This is a genomic window from Capnocytophaga sp. CM59 (assembly GCF_000293175.1).
In the GTDB taxonomy this organism is placed as follows: Bacteria; Bacteroidota; Bacteroidia; order Flavobacteriales; family Flavobacteriaceae; genus Capnocytophaga; species Capnocytophaga granulosa.
Genome location: NZ_ALNN01000031.1, coordinates 1 through 17,185, shown reverse-complemented (window position 1 = coordinate 17,185; position 17,185 = coordinate 1). Strand labels below are relative to the sequence as shown.

Annotated in this window: 15 protein-coding genes, 1 tRNA gene and 1 CRISPR repeat array; of the genes, 9 read left to right on the top strand and 7 right to left on the bottom strand. The window is 41.3% G+C overall.

Annotation, left to right across the window (positions count from 1 at the left end; genetic code table 11):
- The first annotated feature begins 89 nt into the window (after positions 1 to 89).
- Both HMPREF1154_RS07930 and HMPREF1154_RS07925 read left to right on the top strand, forming a co-directional pair.
- Entirely contained in the window at positions 90 to 2,294 is a 2,205-nt protein-coding gene (locus HMPREF1154_RS07930; protein ID WP_009642139.1) for a RelA/SpoT family protein, read from the top strand.
- A 13-nt stretch (positions 2,295 to 2,307) separates the two neighbouring features.
- Positions 2,308 to 2,805, top strand: coding sequence for a PH domain-containing protein (locus HMPREF1154_RS07925; protein ID WP_009642127.1), 498 nt, complete (start codon positions 2,308 to 2,310; stop codon positions 2,803 to 2,805).
- A gap of 48 nt (positions 2,806 to 2,853) precedes the next feature.
- On the opposite strand, the gene HMPREF1154_RS07920 is transcribed toward HMPREF1154_RS07925, so the two are convergent.
- Positions 2,854 to 4,479, bottom strand: coding sequence for a S8 family peptidase (locus HMPREF1154_RS07920; protein WP_009642080.1), 1,626 nt, complete (start codon positions 4,477 to 4,479; stop codon positions 2,854 to 2,856).
- A 125-nt stretch (positions 4,480 to 4,604) separates the two neighbouring features.
- On the opposite strand from HMPREF1154_RS07920, the gene HMPREF1154_RS07915 reads away from it, so the two are divergent.
- The 5 genes from HMPREF1154_RS07915 (at position 4,605) to HMPREF1154_RS07895 (ending at position 8,149) form a co-directional block, all read left to right on the top strand.
- Positions 4,605 to 5,165 (top strand): L-threonylcarbamoyladenylate synthase, encoded by a 561-nt coding sequence (locus tag HMPREF1154_RS07915; RefSeq protein ID WP_009642062.1) that lies wholly within the window; start codon positions 4,605 to 4,607, stop codon positions 5,163 to 5,165.
- Between the two features lie 77 nt (positions 5,166 to 5,242).
- The gene (glyA, locus tag HMPREF1154_RS07910) at positions 5,243 to 6,517 is read left to right on the top strand and encodes a serine hydroxymethyltransferase (RefSeq protein ID WP_009642073.1); all 1,275 of its coding nucleotides are present in this window, start codon (positions 5,243 to 5,245) and stop codon (positions 6,515 to 6,517) included.
- Between the two features lie 145 nt (positions 6,518 to 6,662).
- Positions 6,663 to 6,735, top strand: a tRNA-Pro gene (locus HMPREF1154_RS07905).
- A 28-nt stretch (positions 6,736 to 6,763) separates the two neighbouring features.
- On the top strand, positions 6,764 to 7,279 hold the full coding sequence (locus HMPREF1154_RS07900; protein ID WP_016419661.1) for a hypothetical protein: 516 nt from the start codon (positions 6,764 to 6,766) through the stop codon (positions 7,277 to 7,279).
- A 33-nt stretch (positions 7,280 to 7,312) separates the two neighbouring features.
- Positions 7,313 to 8,149, top strand: coding sequence for an alpha/beta fold hydrolase (locus HMPREF1154_RS07895; protein ID WP_009642106.1), 837 nt, complete (start codon positions 7,313 to 7,315; stop codon positions 8,147 to 8,149).
- Between the two features lie 66 nt (positions 8,150 to 8,215).
- Here the strand turns inward: HMPREF1154_RS07895 and HMPREF1154_RS07890 are convergent, their stop codons facing one another.
- The 5 genes from HMPREF1154_RS07890 to HMPREF1154_RS07870 all read right to left on the bottom strand — a co-directional run bounded on the left by HMPREF1154_RS07890 (position 8,216) and on the right by HMPREF1154_RS07870 (position 13,117).
- Positions 8,216 to 8,860: a rhodanese-like domain-containing protein gene (locus HMPREF1154_RS07890; protein ID WP_009642069.1), complete on the bottom strand. Its 645-nt coding sequence runs from the start codon at positions 8,858 to 8,860 to the stop codon at positions 8,216 to 8,218.
- A 19-nt stretch (positions 8,861 to 8,879) separates the two neighbouring features.
- On the bottom strand, positions 8,880 to 9,902 hold the full coding sequence (gene galE, locus HMPREF1154_RS07885) for a UDP-glucose 4-epimerase GalE (RefSeq protein WP_009642126.1): 1,023 nt from the start codon (positions 9,900 to 9,902) through the stop codon (positions 8,880 to 8,882).
- Between the two features lie 22 nt (positions 9,903 to 9,924).
- Complete coding sequence (locus tag HMPREF1154_RS07880) at positions 9,925 to 10,767, bottom strand: mechanosensitive ion channel family protein (protein WP_009642099.1); 843 nt, start codon at positions 10,765 to 10,767, stop codon at positions 9,925 to 9,927.
- 104 nt (positions 10,768 to 10,871) lie between these two features.
- Positions 10,872 to 12,275, bottom strand: coding sequence for a cell division protein FtsA (ftsA, locus tag HMPREF1154_RS07875; RefSeq protein WP_016419656.1), 1,404 nt, complete (start codon positions 12,273 to 12,275; stop codon positions 10,872 to 10,874).
- A gap of 83 nt (positions 12,276 to 12,358) precedes the next feature.
- Positions 12,359 to 13,117, bottom strand: coding sequence for a cell division protein FtsQ/DivIB (locus HMPREF1154_RS07870; protein ID WP_009642089.1), 759 nt, complete (start codon positions 13,115 to 13,117; stop codon positions 12,359 to 12,361).
- A gap of 173 nt (positions 13,118 to 13,290) precedes the next feature.
- Here HMPREF1154_RS07870 and HMPREF1154_RS07865 point away from each other — a divergent pair, with 173 nt between their 5' ends.
- On the top strand, positions 13,291 to 14,208 hold the full coding sequence (locus HMPREF1154_RS07865; RefSeq protein WP_009642091.1) for a UDP-3-O-(3-hydroxymyristoyl)glucosamine N-acyltransferase: 918 nt from the start codon (positions 13,291 to 13,293) through the stop codon (positions 14,206 to 14,208).
- A gap of 19 nt (positions 14,209 to 14,227) precedes the next feature.
- Positions 14,228 to 15,526 carry a glycosyltransferase gene (locus tag HMPREF1154_RS07860; protein WP_009642094.1) on the top strand — a complete coding sequence of 433 codons (1,299 nt, stop codon included), beginning with the start codon at positions 14,228 to 14,230 and terminating at the stop codon, positions 15,524 to 15,526.
- Here HMPREF1154_RS07860 and HMPREF1154_RS07855 read toward each other — a convergent pair.
- Positions 15,503 to 16,138 carry a hypothetical protein gene (locus HMPREF1154_RS07855; RefSeq protein ID WP_009642130.1) on the bottom strand — a complete coding sequence of 212 codons (636 nt, stop codon included), beginning with the start codon at positions 16,136 to 16,138 and terminating at the stop codon, positions 15,503 to 15,505. The two genes, HMPREF1154_RS07860 and HMPREF1154_RS07855, sit on opposite strands and share 24 nt — an antisense overlap.
- A gap of 417 nt (positions 16,139 to 16,555) precedes the next feature.
- A CRISPR array of direct repeats spans positions 16,556 to 17,183; the repeat unit is 32 nt; unit sequence GTTGTGAGTTGCTTTCAAATTCGTAACTTTGT.
- Between the last annotated feature and the right edge of the window lie 2 nt (positions 17,184 to 17,185).

The window sequence follows — 17,185 nt, the reverse complement described above, 5'->3', positions numbered from 1 at the left end:
ATAATTATCATTGATTTTTTCAGTTAAAAAACTTTTTTAATCAAAGAAAAAAACGTAATATAGCCCTTGATTAGAGAAATGTAATTTTTATGGAAACAGAATACTATACCCCGGAAGAAAGCAAAGAAATTGCCAAAAGATATAAAGACCTCTTACGTGAAAGCTATCAGACCCTCAGCGAAGAGGATAAGAAGCTGATTCGTAAGGCTTTCGATGTAGCTGTGGATGCTCATAAGGAGCAGCGCCGCAAGAGTGGAGAGCCTTATATATTTCACCCCATAGCCGTAGCTAAGATCGTAGCTTACAATATAGGCCTTGATGCGGTATCTATTGCCGCGGCCTTGCTGCACGATGTGGTGGAGGATACTCCTATTACTATAGAAGAGATTGCGCGAGATTTTGGTGATGTGATTGCTAAGATTGTCAAAGGTCTCACCAAAATATCTAGCCTTAGCCGCGATACCGATGTTTCCTTACAAGCGGAGAACTTCCGCAAGATGCTCCTAACGCTTAACGATGATGTGCGTGTGATTCTTATAAAAATAGCCGACCGTTTGCACAACATGCAGACCATGGATGCCATGCCTACCTACAAGCAACAGAAAATAGCCTCCGAAACACTCTTTATCTATGCGCCTTTGGCACACCGAATTGGGCTGTACAATATCAAGACCGAGCTGGAGGACTTGGGACTTAAATACACCGAGCCTGAACAATATTACGCGATTTTGGGTAAAATGGAAGAGTCCAAGGAGGAACAACTCCAGTATATCAAAGAGTTCTCCGAAACGGTCAAAACAGCCTTGGACAAGGAGAAAGTAGATTATTACATCAAGGGACGACCCAAATCCATTTACTCTATCTATAAGAAGATGGTGGCCAAAAAGATTCCTTTTGAGGAGGTGTATGACAAGTTTGCCATTCGTATTATTTATAAGAGCACGCCTGAGAATGAGAAGTTTTTGGCTTGGAAGATCTATTCTATAGTCACTGATTATTTTCGTCCCAACCCTACGCGACTTAGGGATTGGCTTTCCTCTCCTAAGAGTACAGGGTATGAGGCCTTGCATATTACCGTGGTAGGGCCTAAGAACAAATGGGTGGAGGTACAGATTCGCAGCGAGCGTATGCACGAGATTGCTGAGAAAGGCTATGCCGCTCACTTCAAGTACAAACATGGTCAGCAGAATGAGCGCGGTATAGAACAGTGGCTCAACCGCTTACAGGAGGTTTTGGAGGATAGCGAGGCCAATGCAGTAGAGTTTGTCCAAGAGTTCAAAATGAACCTCTATGCCGATGAGATATTTGTCTTTACCCCCAATGGAGAAATAAAATCCTTACCCAAAGGGGCAACTCCGCTGGATTTTGCCTTTAGTATCCATACTGAAGTGGGGATGCACACCCGTGGGGCTAAGGTCAACGGAAAGCTCGTTCCGCTAAACTACAAGCTCAGAAGTGGAGAACAGGTGGAGATTATCACCGCTGAGAATGCCTCGCCCAATGCCAACTGGTTGGACTATGCCACTACCACTAAAGCCATAGCCAAAATCAAGGGCGCACTCAAGGAAAACCGAAAGAAAATAGCCGAAGAAGGAAAGGAAATACTAAGACGCAAACTAAAGCAGCTCAAGGTAACATTGGACGAGAAGGTGACCAATGATATGGTCGCTTATTTCAAAACCAAAACAAGCCAAGATGTCTTCTATCAAATGGCCACAGGAGAGATTAACAACCAGATGCTCAAGAACTTTGTCTCCAGCAGAAGCACGGCCTCATCTTTCTTTAACTTCTTTAGGAAGAAACCTACTATCGCCATAGCACCTGAAAAGGCCAAAGATACCCATGACTATGATATGATTGTCTTTGGAAAGGACGAGCAGGTTTTGGACTATAGCTTTTCCAAGTGCTGTACCCCTATTCCAGGAGACGATATCTTTGGTTATATAGCCGTCAATGGCGGAAGTATTAAGGTACATAAGAAGGATTGTCCCAATGCGCTCTCCATGTTCTCCAACTATGCCTATAGGATTATTCCTGCCAAGTGGATAAAATCCACTGAGCGAGAGTATGAAACTTCTATCAAGATTATAGGGGTGGATAGGAAAGGCTTGGCTGCTGAGATTACTAACCTAATTTCCCATAAGGGAATAGGTATGAACAACATACAACTCATGAGCAAGGGCGGTATCTTTGAGGGAGAAATTACCCTTTTGGTCTCCAATACCGAGGCCTTAAATTCCCTCTTGGATAGTCTTAAAAAACTCAATGGGGTAGAGAAGGTGTTTAGAGAATAATTAAATCAAAAATATGGAACAGTATTTTAAAGTGCGCTGGAGCTGGTGGGTGAGGATTACAACCGTTGTAGTAACAGTGGCTCTCTTAGGACTGCTTAATTATAGTCTGAACAAGTTCATGATTGATAATGATGATTATGAGGCACTGTTAATATCTGTAACCATTTTTATCCTCTATGGAATTTTTATGATCAATGCGCCTATTTCAGTAAGGCTAACTACCCAATATTTTGAACTCAAGAAAGTAGTGGGAAGTATAAGGATAGAGTATGCGGCTATTTCCTATATAGGACGTTATAGACCTGCGCTTTCGGATATGAAAATGTTTGGTTCAGGAGGATTATGGGGTTTTGTAGGAGTGTTCCGCAATTCTGATATAGGCAGCTACAATGCTTTTATAGGCGATATGCAGCAATCCTTTCTTATAAGAACAGTAGAAGGACGAGTATATGTCTTCAGTGTGGAAGATGTAGATGATTTGATAGCTTCTATAAAGCGAGTGATTAGATAAAAAATAGGGAAAGACGAATCTTTCCCTATTTTTTAGTTATAAAAGTTCTTATTTACTGCGTTGGGCAGCTAAAATAATTGCATTGTAAGCATTTACTATCTTACCAGATTTGCTAAGTTCAGAGAAAAGCATGCGCTTGGCTTCTCCTTCCTCGCCTCTACCTCCTACAAGTACTTCTTTTACAGTAGGGGTAAGTCCTGACTCCATAAGGATTTGCTTTACTTCACGAGCTTTTAGTTTAGGGAAGTAAGCACGGATAAGGGCAGCTACTCCAGCTACTTCGGGTGCCGCCATAGAGGTGCCGTCCAAGAATTTGTATTTGTTCTCAGGTACAGTAGCATAGATTTGTACCCCTGGGGAGAACAAATCTACATTGTTCTTACCGTAATTGGAGAAAGAAGCTACCAAATTCTCATTATACTCATAGTTGAGTGCCCCAATGGTAATCATAGTATCGGTGAATTCTTTTCCGTTTATATTATCGTCAGGGAAAGTGAGTTGTACATCCACGTTTTTGGTATCATTACCTGCGGCATTTACAATGAGTACATCTTTCTCAGCAGCATATTTTAGTGCATCATATACCCATTCCTTATGTGGAGAGAACTCCTTACCGAAAGAAGTGTTGATCACCTTGGCACCATTGTCAATAGCATAGCGCAAAGCAAGGGCTACGTCCTTATCGTACTCATCACCATCGGGTACGGTACGTACGGGCATGATACGTACATGGTCAGCCACGCCATCTATGCCTATGTTATTATGGCGTACGGCAGCGATGATCCCAGCCACATGGGTACCATGTAAAGCGCCTTCGGCAGTAGGGCCTATCACATTGTTATTACCATATATCTTGTCAGTGATGTCATCGGGATTGTCATTAAGCACTTTTCTTGGGTTGAACTCCTTGTTAAGCCCGTACTTGAGACGGTCTTCGTAGTGCTTGATTCCTTCGGAGAGTTCCTCTAGGGTCTCTTTTACACTTACACCATTGCTCAATAGGTATTTCATACCGCGTACAGCACCTAATAGCTGTAGGGAAGAGGCATCTATCTTATCCAAGTCTTCCTCAGTATATTCCTTTTTACCTAAGTGCTTTTGGATAAGGGCATCACTTTGAGTGATTCTTTCCTTTATTTGGGAATAGAGTTCTATTTTCTCATTGGCATCTTTGAACTCTTTGTCGTATTTTTCCTCAGCACGCTTATAGTCAGGGTCACTCGTATCACCTTTTTTGAGAATACGTACATATTCTAGATTATCTTGGTTGATTTCACCTAAGAAGTTCCATCCATGTACATCATCTACATAGCCGTTTTTGTCATCGTCTATACCATTATTAGGGATTTCTTTCGGATTTGTCCAGATGATAGATTTGAGATCTTCATGGTTAATATCCACTCCAGAATCTACTACCCCTACAATCACTGTTTGTGCTTTTCTTCCTTTAAGGGCTTTATAGGCCTCTGCAAGAGAGATACCTGGGTATCCTGTGGTGAGTAAGTCTCGGTGTGGCCAAGTCTTAAGTTCGTCCTTACTTGGGTTTTCTACTTGGGTCGGAATGTTTTTTCCTTCTAGTGTTTCTATGGGTAAAGAGGCAATCTTAGAGGTCCCCCCACAAGCCACTAAAAGGCTGGCAAAAGCCCCCATGGAAATTGGTTTGATTATATTCATAAATATATTTTTTAAAAACGTCGCAAAAGTACTATTTTTTTCTGAGATACACGCTAATTTCTTAATTAAATACTAAACTCAAAAGAAGGTTGGGTTTTGTCATGGAAAAAAGGTAACTTTGTAATATGGAACTCAAAGAAATAATACACCAAACCCTTTCTTTCTTGCAAGAGGAAAAGGTAATACTTTACCCCACTGATACCATATGGGGCTTGGGCTGCGATGCTTTTTCTCAAAAAGCTATTCAGCGTATCCAGCAGATCAAGCAAAGACCCTTAGCTAAGAGTTTTATACTCTTAGTCTCCTCAAAGGAGATGCTGGAGCGGTATGTAAGGGTGCCTGCGGAAGTAGTAGCATTCTTAGCTCGACAAGAACGCCCCACTTCGGTTGTCTATACAGAGGTATATGACAAGCATCTTCCTATAGCTGAAGATAATTCGCTGGCTTTCAGAATAGTACAAGATAATTTCTGCAAGCAGCTTATAGAAGCCTTTGGGCGTCCGCTTGTCTCTACCTCGGCCAATATAAGTGGACAGCCAAGTGCAGCCACTTTTGCTCAAATAGCCCCCGAAGTACAGCAGGCAGTGGATTTTGTTGTGCCCTATCACCAAGAAAATCAGCCTAATGCCTTAGCTTCACAGCTGGTTAAGTGGCAAGATGGGCAAATTGTATATATAAGACGATAAGAAAATAAATTTCAGTAAAAAGGCTCATTATTGAAAAAAAATAACTATATTTGCACCACTTAAAATTTTTATTTTCCATGAAGAGAGACCAACAAATTTTTGATCTTATCCAACAAGAAAAAGAAAGACAGCTCAGAGGTATAGAACTGATAGCCTCAGAGAACTTTGTAAGCCCAGAGGTGATGGAAGCCGCAGGTTCTGTACTTACTAATAAGTATGCAGAAGGCTACCCTGGCAAACGCTATTATGGAGGTTGCCAAATAGTGGATCAGGTAGAACAATTGGCTATAGACAGAGCCAAAGCCCTCTTTGGAGCGGCCTATGTGAATGTACAACCCCATAGTGGTTCGCAAGCCAATGCGTCTGTATATGCAGCAACTCTTGCCCCAGGGGATAAAATATTAGGTTTTGACCTTTCTCATGGAGGACACTTAACTCACGGCGCTTCTGTTAACTTCTCTGGAAAGCTATACCAACCTTTATTCTATGGGGTAGAGAAGGAAACAGGCCTTTTGAACTATGACAAAATAGCTGAAATAGCTCAAAAAGAAAAGCCTAAGATGATAGTGGCAGGTTATTCTGCTTATTCAAGAAATATTGACTTCAAGCGCTTTAGAGAAATAGCTGATAGTGTGGGGGCTTTCCTTATGGCCGACATAGCTCACCCAGCTGGGCTTATCGCCAAAGGTCTTCTCAATGACCCTATTCCTCATTGCCACTTTGTAACTACTACCACTCACAAGACTCTTCGTGGACCAAGAGGGGGTATGATTATGATGGGTAAGGATTTTGAAAATCCTTTTGGTCTTAAAACCCCTAAGGGTGAAATCCGTATGATGTCCTCCCTAATAGACCTTTCTGTATTCCCAGGAAACCAAGGAGGGCCTTTGGAACATGTGATTGCGGCCAAAGCTGTATCTTTTGCAGAAGCCCTCTCCGATGAGTTCTTGCACTATGCTATTCAGGTACAGAAGAATGCCAAGAAGTTGGCGCAGCTCTTAGTGGAAAAAGGCTACAACATCGTCTCTGGCGGTACCGATAACCATCTGATGCTTATTGATCTTAGAAACAAGAATATCAGTGGTAAGGAAGCAGAAACAGCTCTTGTGAAGGCTGATATTACTGCCAATAAGAACATGGTGCCTTTTGATGATAAGAGTCCTTTTGTAACCAGTGGTATCCGCTTAGGTACAGCTGCTGTTACCACACGAGGCCTTAAAGAAGCCGATATGGAAGTGGTAGCAGGCTATATAGATGAGGTTATCAATAATGCCAAAGATGAAAAACTCTTAGAAGCTGTTGCCCATAAGGTAAACAAATTCATGCAAGAGAGACCACTTTTTAATTACTAGTGACAATTGACTAATGACAAGTGCTTCATAATTAGTCACTTATCACTTGTCATTAGTCACTAGTTGTTTGTCATTAGTCATTATAAAAAAGTTTGGTTGTTTGAAAAAAAAGGTGTATCTTTGCACCCGCAAATCAAAGTTTGTTCGGGATGTAGCGCAGTTGGTAGCGTTCACGTATGGGGTGCGTGAGGTCGCTGGTTCGAGTCCAGTCATCCCGACTATTTTTTTAATCTACTTTTATAACGAATGTTTCACAGATACATAAAGATTGCTATAGCAGTGCTTATCTTCGCATTTGCTATTTATCAATTTACCTTAGGAAATATTGGTAATGGGATATTCCTTATACTACTTTCAGCTTTTCCTATATTGTTTTTCTTCAGAAATGAGTTTTTGCTTTTAGCTTTCCTAAGACTGCGTAAGCAGGATATGGTAGGAACTAAAAAGTGGCTTGATCGTATCAAAAATCCTGAAACAGCTCTGATTAAAAAGCAAAGAGGCTATTATAACTATCTGTATGGGATTGTCTCTTCTCAGACCAATCTTACTCAGGCAGAGAAATACTTCAAGACAGCGCTCAAATATGGACTCAATATGAGTTATGATGAGGCTATGGCAAGGTTGAGCTTGGCGGGCATAGCTATGCAAAAAAGGCGTAAACGAGAAGCCCAAGAGTACCTTACCCAAGCTAAAAAGTTAGATAAGCAAAATATGCTCAAGGATCAAATCCGAATGATGCAAGAACAACTCAAAAGAATATAATATTTTTCTAATTCTATCCTAACTCCAAAATATATGAAAAAAATTACGATAACCACTCTCTTATTTCTATTTATATTGCCTTTGTGTACTTTTGGACAAGCAGCGCCATTTTCAGTACAAAAAACAGGAGAAAAAGGAAGTCCTATTTTATTTATTCCAGGGCTTGCCTGCTCAGCAGAAGTGTGGCAACATACCGTTAAGGAGTTTAGTCCTAATCATATCTGCTACCTCTTTACTATGGCAGGATTTGCAGGGGTTACTCCAGTGAAAAATCCAAGTTTGGAGAATTGGGCAGAAGCTATCATTTCTTATATCAAAAAGGAAAAAATCAAGCAGCCTATTATTGTTGGGCACAGTTTGGGGGGAATGCTTGCTATGAAAATAGCAGCAAAAGAACCTAAACTACTTCAGAAAATAGTAGTGGTAGATGCGTTACCTGCGCTTGCAGCTCTCTCCAATAGTGATTTTAAAGTGGATCCCAATAAGGATTGTTCTCCTATAATTAAGGAGTTTGTGGATATGCCAAAGGAAAAATTTGAGCAAACACAAAGGTCATCTATGGTTTATTATACTGAAAATAAAGAGAAAATTCCTCAAATAGTACAATGGAGTGTAGATTCAGACAGGGAAACTATCGCAAAAATGGTCTGTGAATTATCTAATACAGATCTTAGAGAGGAGATACAACAGATACAAGTGCCTACTTTAGTTTTATTAGAGTCTGTTTTTAGCTTTTCCAAAAATAAGATAGAACAACAATACGCAAAGTTACCCAAAAAGGAACTTAAATATGCAAATAAGGGACTCCATTTTGTTATGTATGACGATTATGATTGGTATATACAACAACTAAAAGAATTTATTCAATAAAAAGTAAGTGAACAATACACTGAAGAAGAGGCTGTCGACTAAGGACAGCCTCTTTTTTGTAGCGTTCTATTCTTGGAAATACTTTGATTTGGTGAGTATAAAAAGGTTTTCATCCTGAACTCCTATAAGCTCATGCTCTACATTGGCAGGGATATTATAGGTGTCTAAGGCCTTTAGTAGTACTTCTTCGCCATTGATCAAAAAGCGTACTTCTCCTTTGACCATCACAAGGAAAGCAGGAACATCGGTAGTATGCTTTCTAAGAACAGCGCCTTTGCCCAAAGCAACGGCTACTTGCTTGATACCTTCGCCACTTTTGATTACCAAGGCAGTATGCTTATCGGTACGATAGGTGAGCATATCCATAAGGTTCTCTTTCTGTAGCGACTTGAGAAAAGCAACTCCTTTTCCATTTACTGCCTGAATGTTGTGCTTAGCAAGGAGCTTTTTAGCCGCTTCAGAGCGCTTGCCACTTCGACAGAAGACAATGATATTGTTTTTTCCTTGGAATTGAGAGAGTTCCTTCTCTATATTTTCCAAAGGAATATTTACTGCATGTGCGGCACTTCCTGCCTCAAACTCTTTTTCAGAACGCACATCGACCAAGAAAGCATCCTTCTCATTGACAAGGGTAGCCAAGGATTTCTCTTGCGCTAAGGCGAGTCCTGAGAAGGAGAGCGCCACTAGCGAGAGGAGTTTATTTATTTTCATTGGATAAAAAAATTAAATATTATTTTGCTCTTAGTTTTTGCTCCCAATTCCAAGCCGAGAGCAGGGCATCTTCGAGGGTCTGCTTAGCCTTCCAGCCCAATACTTCATTGACCTTATGGGTATCGGCATAGGCAGCAATAACATCTCCTGCGCGGCAACCTACAATCTTGTAAGGGAGGGATTGTCCGCTTACTTTTTCAAAGGCCTTGATAACCTCTAGCACGGAACTTCCCTTACCAGTACCTACATTGAACACTTCATAGTTGCCTTGTATCTTCCCCTGAAGAATATACTCAAGGGCAGCCAGATGTGCTTCGGCCAAATCTACCACATGGATATAGTCGCGGATACAAGTGCCATCGGGGGTAGGGTAGTCGTCCCCATATACAGAGAGGGATTCTCTTAAGCCTATAGCCGTTTGGGTAATATAAGGAATTAGGTTTTGAGGCACACCATTGGGCAACTCCCCAATAAGGGCAGACTCATGGGCTCCAATAGGGTTGAAATAGCGTAAGGAAATGGCTTTGATAGCAGGTACTACGGCACAGGTATCACGGATAATCTCTTCGTTGATCTGCTTGGTATTGCCATAAGGGCATTCGGCCTGCTTGAAAGGAGCGTCCTCTGTTACGGGGAGCTTGTCGGCCTGTCCATACACGGTACATGAAGAACTGAAGATAAAGGCCGTGTTTTCTCTTTTCTGAAGCTCCTCAAGTATATAAATAAGAGAAGCTATGTTATTTTCATAGTACAAAAGGGGTTTTTCTACGCTTTCCCCTACCGCTTTGGAGGCTGCAAAGTGGATAACGCCATCAATCTTGGGATAACGATGGAAGAAATCCTGTACTTTGTATTTTTCTCTGAGGTCTATTTGCTCAAAAATAGGTGTTTTTCCAGTGATCTTGGCAATTCTATCCTTAACTTCAATAGAAGCATTGGACAAATTGTCTATGATAATCACCTGATGACCTGCTTGTTGCAGAGCCACCACAGTATGAGAGCCAATAAAGCCCAAACCACCTGTTACTAAAATGGTTGCCATATTCTTAATTTAGTTAGATATTTTATTGTGAAATGATATGTACGTCTCTTTGAGGGAAAGGAATCTCAATACCTTCCTTATCAAAGGTTAATTTTATTTGTTCTATGAGGTAAAAACGAGTTTCCGAATAATTTTTCGTATCAGACTTAGACCATATACGTAAAGAAAGATTTACAGAACTATCAGCTAATTCCTCTACATATACCACTGCAGGAGGTTCTTGTAGGGCAGTGGGGCATTCCTTGGCAAGTCTATATAGTATTTCTTTAGCCTTCTTTAGATCTGAACCATAGCCAATGCCAACAATAATATTATGTCGGCGAGTTGGATTCTGGGAATAATTGATGATATTGTCCGAGAATAATGGTCCATTAGGGATAATGACACGTTCGTTTCCAAACTTGATAAGGGTAGTATAGAACATACCTATACGCTCCACTGTGCCTATATGTCCCTTGGCTTCAATAGAATCACCTATACGGAAAGGCTTGAGTATTAGGAGCATGATACCTCCAGCAAAATTGGATAGTGACCCCTGCAAAGCCAAGCCTATGGCAACACCTGCGGCAGCTAAAGCACCTAAGAAAGAGGAAACTGGCACCCCTACCTTTTGAATAACTGTCAAAAAGAGGATGATATAGAGTACCCAGCGTAGTAATTGATTGACAAAGTTTTGTATGGTAATATCCACCGAACGGGCGATCATCAGGCGTTTGACGAACTTTTGGATGAAGCGACTTACCCATACTCCGATGAATAAAACAATGATAGCCCCTATTAGGCTAGGTAAGAAACCAATAATTTTGTCCAAGAATTTTCCAAAGAAGGACTGAAAATCACTTAGATATACATCTTTTTGTTCCATAGTGAATAAGTAATAAATTAAGAGACAAAAATAAGGATTATAATTGTATCTAACAAATATAATCCTTGTTTTTTACGTTAATGTAGTATAAAAATCAAGTATGGCTATTCCATGGTTTTGAAAAAGTCAGTAAACTTATCCGAGAGGGTTCTTATGATATTCTTCTTTTCAGGCTTGTGTTCTTCCTCTTTTTCTTTTTCCTTTTCAGGTTCCTGTTCCGCTACAGGAAGTACCACAGGTTCGGCAACTGCGGGCGCTTCCTCCTCTGGTTCTATAGTAGCTGTAGGTTCCTGTGTAGGGGTCTCACTTAGCTGGGAGAAGTCGATGCGCTGTCCCTCACTATGTTCGCGCTCTATGCCGTCCAATAATAGCCCGATGGCAGTGGCATAGATAGGAGAGGAAAGCTCGGTAGGGGTATTGCTAGCTAAGTGCTCATTGGGGTGACCAATACGGGTAGGTAGGCCTGTGAGGTATTCCACCAGCTGAGGTAGGTCTTTCAGTTCGCTACCCCCTCCAGTGAGTACAATCCCTGCGATGAGCTTTTTGCGCGGTTGGTCATAGCCATAGTTTTTGATTTCATTGAAGATAGCTTCAATGATCTCTTCCATACGGCAGCGTATGATACGCGCCAAGTTAGTAACTTGAATCTCTTGAGGCTCACGTCCTTTGAACATTTGGATATTGATTACCTCATTTTCTTTGGTATATTCAGGCCATGCAGAGCCAAAACGGATCTTGAGCTGCTCGGCTTGTTTGTCAAAAACATTACAACCTTCCCTGATGTCCTTATCTATAATATTGCCACCAAAAGGCACCACTGCTGTATAGCGGATATAACCTTCCTTGAAGATAGCCAAGTCGGTAGTACCCCCCCCTATATCCACCAAGGCTACCCCTGCTTCCTTCTCTTCCTCACTTAGTACAGAAGCCGAAGAGGCAATAGGTTCTAGGGTAAGTCCTTTTAGGGCAATTCCCGCCTTGGTTACACAGCGTTGTATATTCTTGATAGGGGCTACTTGTCCTGTTACAATATGGAAAGTACCCTCCAAACGCGATCCTACCATTCCAATAGGGTCATGTATATCTTCCTGATTATCAACCTTGTATTCTTGTGGAAGTATATGAATCACTTCTTCACCAGGGTATCGGTTCTTGCTGCTCATCACACATTGGCAAAGCGCTTCCAAGTCCTTAACGGTGATAATCTCCTCAGCATTCTCGCGTGTGATATAGTCAGAGGCCTCATTGCTCTTGATATGTTGCCCTGCAATACCCACATAAGCCTCCGAGATGATCACTCCAGCTTTGGCTTGTGCCTGTGCTACCGCCTGTTCTATAGAATCAATCGTTTTTCCTATATTTCCTACCATTCCACGGAAAATACCTTGGCTCTTAGCTTTTCCATAACCTAAGATCTCCAACTTACCATATTGGTTCTCACAACCAATGATTGCCACAATCTTAGTAGTTCCTATGTCAATCCCTGCAAAGTATTTTCTCTGATTCATTTTATTTTCTGTTTTCATTTCTAATAATATCTAATCTGTTATTTTGTGCGTTTTTTAATTCTTTTATGAATATTTTTAAATCCTTACTCATTTGCTTGTTCTATAGCTGTCTGAGCTCTGTGGCAGACCACTTGGTTGTTATATTGCAGATCTATTCTTGTGTATTTATCTAAGAAATGATCCTTAGCAGCTTTTTTATAAAAGGCTTTTAAGTTGTTGAATTTCAAAGGTATATTATCAGCCTTTCCTAAGCAAACAGAGAAATCAGCTCCTCGGAGTCTTGCATAGAAAGCACCCTTGTTGGCGGTCAGTTCTATAATGTTTTCTTTTAGAAAATGATCTGTATAGATATGTTTTAGAATCAGGTGTGCGTCCTCCCACTGTTTTTCACCTACCCCACGTACAATAGGCACACGGGCAGAGGTGGCTTTGGAAAGGGGCATCTGCTTGCCCTGCATATCCATATAATAGAACTGATTGTTGGAGATAATCCTCGCTATCGGTTCACGCTGCTTGACATCCACTTTGAGTATCCCATCAATAGTGAGATAAATATCGGCACTTTCTACCATGGGATCAGCATCCAGTTTTTTTTCTAACAAATTTATTTTCAGCTCCTTGAGGGAGTATTCTTCGGCATTCTTAGTAGAAAACAATAGGCTCTCAATCGCATCGTTAGTAATATATTGTACTTTGTCAAGTGGTGCCTCACGGTTGATGATTATTTTCTGTACTTTGCGAATATTATTTCGGTGGTTAGCAAAAGATTGGAATAGTATTGGTAAGAGAACAATACAGCTGATTTTGAGGATAATAAATAATTGCGTTTTTTTATTATTCATCAATGAAATAACATATAATCTATAGGGCAAAGATACTAATAAATGCACGCAAATAGTCATGGGAAAAGGGATTTTTTATTAACAAATAGGGGGCGGATTTTTTTTAGAAAAAATTCACTATTAGGGTATTCATATTTTTTTTATCTTTGCAACCATAATTATTTTATGACCCTATGAAGTTTCCACAACCTTATACATTAGAACAAATAGCCACTATTATCAATTGTCCCTTTGTGGGAGATAAAGCCTTTCCTGTACTGGGTATGAATGAGATACATGTGGTAGAGCAGGGCGATATTGTCTTTGTGGATCACCCCAAGTACTATGACAAAGCGTTGCAGTCTAAGGCAACTATAGTATTGATTAACAAGGAAGTACCTTGTCCAGAGGGCAAAGCGCTGCTTATTTCCGATGATCCTTTTAGGGATTTCAATAAGCTCACCCAGTTTTTCAAACCTTTTGAAAAGGCCAATACACTGGTTGCTCCTATGGCTAAGATAGGTCAGCATACGATTATACAGCCAGGGGCTTTTGTAGGTAATCATGTGGAGATAGGTGATCATTGCCTGATTCATGCCAATGTAACCATATATGATGGTTGCAAGATAGGAGACCATGTAACTATACATGCAGGTACTATCCTCGGTGCCGATGCGTTCTATTATAAGAAACGACCTGAAGGTTTTGACAAACTCCTCTCCGGGGGGCGCGTGGTGATAGAGGATCACGTGGACTTAGGGGCGCTCTGTACCATAGACCGTGGTGTAACAGGCGATACGACTATCAAGCGAGGTACCAAGATAGATAACCATGTACATATAGGCCACGATACAGTAGTGGGGCAGGAGTGCCTAATCGCCTCCCAAGTGGGTATTGCAGGTTGTGTGGTAATAGAAGATAGAGTTACCCTATGGGGACAGGTGGGTATCACCAGTGGGGTTACCATAGGTGAAAAAGCAGTAATTCTCGCTCAAAGTGGCGTTACCAAATCACTCGAAGGAGGGCAAACCTATTTTGGTTCTCCTGCCGAGGAAGCCCGTAAGAAATACAAGGAATTGGCCTCTGTGAGAATCCTTGCCGAAAAGCGTTAGTACTAATCAGCATCAGGGAATGAAGAAAGTACTTATCATCACCTACTATTGGCCGCCAGCAGGGGGGCCAGGGGTACAACGCTGGGTCAAATTTGTCAAGTACCTACGCGATTTTGGTATAGAACCAGTGATCTATACCCCCCAGAATCCTACTTACCCTATACTTGACCCCCATATGGTAGATGATATCCCTGAAGATCTGACCGTCCTAAAAACTAAGATTTTTGAGCCCTATGCTTTGGCCTCTCTCTTCTCTAAGGAGAAGACCCAAAAGATAAGTGCAGGTATTATTCCTACTAAAAAGCCCTCCCCGCTTGACAAACTTCTGCTCTGGATACGAGGCAACCTCTTTATTCCCGATGCGAGGGTGCTGTGGGTACGCCCTTCTGTAAAATATCTGTCAAAATATATATCTGAGAATCATATAGATACCATTATTACTACAGCTCCTCCTCATAGCTTACACCTTATAGGGCTACATCTCAAGGAGCAGTTCCCCGCCTTGCGTTGGATAGCCGATTTCAGAGACCCATGGACAACTATAGGTTACCATTCGCAGCTAAGACTCACTAAGCATTCCGCACAGAAACATTTGGCCATGGAGCAAGCTGTTTTGCAAACTGCCGATACCCTGATTGTAACCAGTCCCAGTACCCAAAGAGAGTTTCAAGCCAAAACCTCTCGCCCAATAGAGGTGATTACCAACGGCTATGACGATGACCTTCCTACAGAACCCCCATCGGTTTCCCCTCTTTTTCTGCTCTCTCATATAGGCTCCTTACTCTCCGAGCGCAATCCTGAACCTCTTTGGCAGGTCTTGAGCGAGATGATAACGGAACAGGCCGACTTCAGGCACGACCTACGTATATGCTTGGCAGGAAAAGTAAGCGATGAGGTACTCGCCAGTCTTCAGAAGTGGCAGCTTACCGACTATTTAGACTTAAAGGGCTATATCTCTCACGCCGAGGCCATAGCTCTACAACGCCATTCACAACTTTTGCTCCTTTTGGAGATTAATCAACCCAAGACAGAGGGTATTATCCCAGGGAAACTCTTTGAATATATGGCTTCACAGCGACCTATACTCGCCTTGGGGTATGAGCAATGGGATGTCAAGGATATTATTGCACAAACCCAAACAGGCATCACCCTTTCCCTAACTGACACACAAGGTATTAAGCAAGCCCTCACTCATTACTATGCGCTCTATAAGACTCAGCAGCTTCACACTCACCCAACCTCCCTTGAGACTTATCATAGAAAGAACCTTACTAAAAAGCTTAGTGAACTAATTTTAAGGGGGGAGCGCCTTAGCTAGTGTTAGGCTAGAGATGAAATTTAGAGAAGCGCTCCTTATAGGCGACTCAATCAAGGTGATTCCCTTGTACAAGTCTTCCTTAGCAGCTGAGCGCTGGCGGCAAACCTTACGGGGTTTGCTCGTATAGTCAGGACTTTTATCGTCTTTGACACAGGGGCGCTGGCGACAAACCTTACGGGGTTTGCTCGTATGATAGGAGACTTTGACAGTAGGATGGTTAGGCTCTTGCTGAGAAGTCCTTAACTTTCTTTCCCAAGGAGAGGAGGCTGCTAAGCAGGTACTCGCTGGAGTGTCTATATTGGATTGGGTGAATTGCTCACCTGCTTCATTGTCATGGGGTTCTCCCTTACAGGCAGGCATTGGCAAATCAGACGTTAGACATTGAGCCGCTGGCAAACCACATATTGTGAGCGTTGGCGCTGCATAAGCAGGCACTGCTTGTTTTTCACTATTAACTTTTCGTTTTTCACCTCTTTGCAGCCCCCCTTCTAAACGCATAATAAGGCGAATAGCTGCGATGCTTTGGCTAATGGTGGCCACTATGGTCTTTCCATTGCTCTCTATCGGCTCACGACGAGCGTATTTCCAAAGTATACCTAAAGCCTCTTCCATGAATTATAAGTGGTTAGTGGTTAGTGGTCAGTAGTCAGTCTATTGCAACTAACGACAAATGACTATGGACTAATTGCCCCTATAGCTGACCATAGACATCTGAATAGTGAATAGTGAAAAATTAAAAGTGAAAAACGAATGGCTAAGTAACTCTATTCATTATTCACTTTTCACTCTTTACTTAACTGGTGCAAAGTTACGATATCACAAAGGGCAAAGTCAAGGGAAAGGCTTATGAGAAGTAAGAATTTATACAATAAAAAAATATGTTAAGTGCTTAACAGAAGTTAGTGGTCAGAGGTCAGACGACAGAGGACAGCCTATAGTGACTAACCTCTTATTCGTTATGCTGTTATATCTAAATATGTTAATTATATGTAAAAATTAACTTGTAAAACATGAATTAGTATAAGTATTGTTGTGAGTTATTTTTAAATTCGTAACTTTGTGACCTCAAACAACAAGGATAAGTACTTAGCCGAGACACTCTACGTTGTGAGTTGCTTTCAAATTCGTAACTTTGTGACCTCAAACAACCTAAAGCTTTGCGATACCAAAGAAGAAACGTTGTGAGTTGCTTTCAAATTCGTAACTTTGTGACCTCAAACAACCCTGTTTGCTTGAAGAATTGCCATGCAAGGTTGTGAGTTGCTTTCAAATTCGTAACTTTGTGACCTCAAACAACTTTGAAAAAGCAAGACAAAACAGCGACCTAGTTGTGAGTTGCTTTCAAATTCGTAACTTTGTGACCTCAAACAACCACACTCGCGCTTTTTTGTTTCTTTTTTTCGTTGTGAGTTGCTTTCAAATTCATAACTTTGTGACCTCAAACAACAGTGGGTTCTTGCTAATCTCAAATGGGAGGGTTGTGAGTTGCTTTCAAATTCGTAACTTTGTAACCTCAAACAACTGGAATTTTTTATGTATCAGAGGGCGTTTTGTTGTGAGTTGCTTTCAAATTCGTAACTTTGTGACCTCAAACAACTCTCGTATCCCGAATTACTTGGCTTGTAGTTGTGAGTTGCTTTCAAATTCGTAACTTTGTGA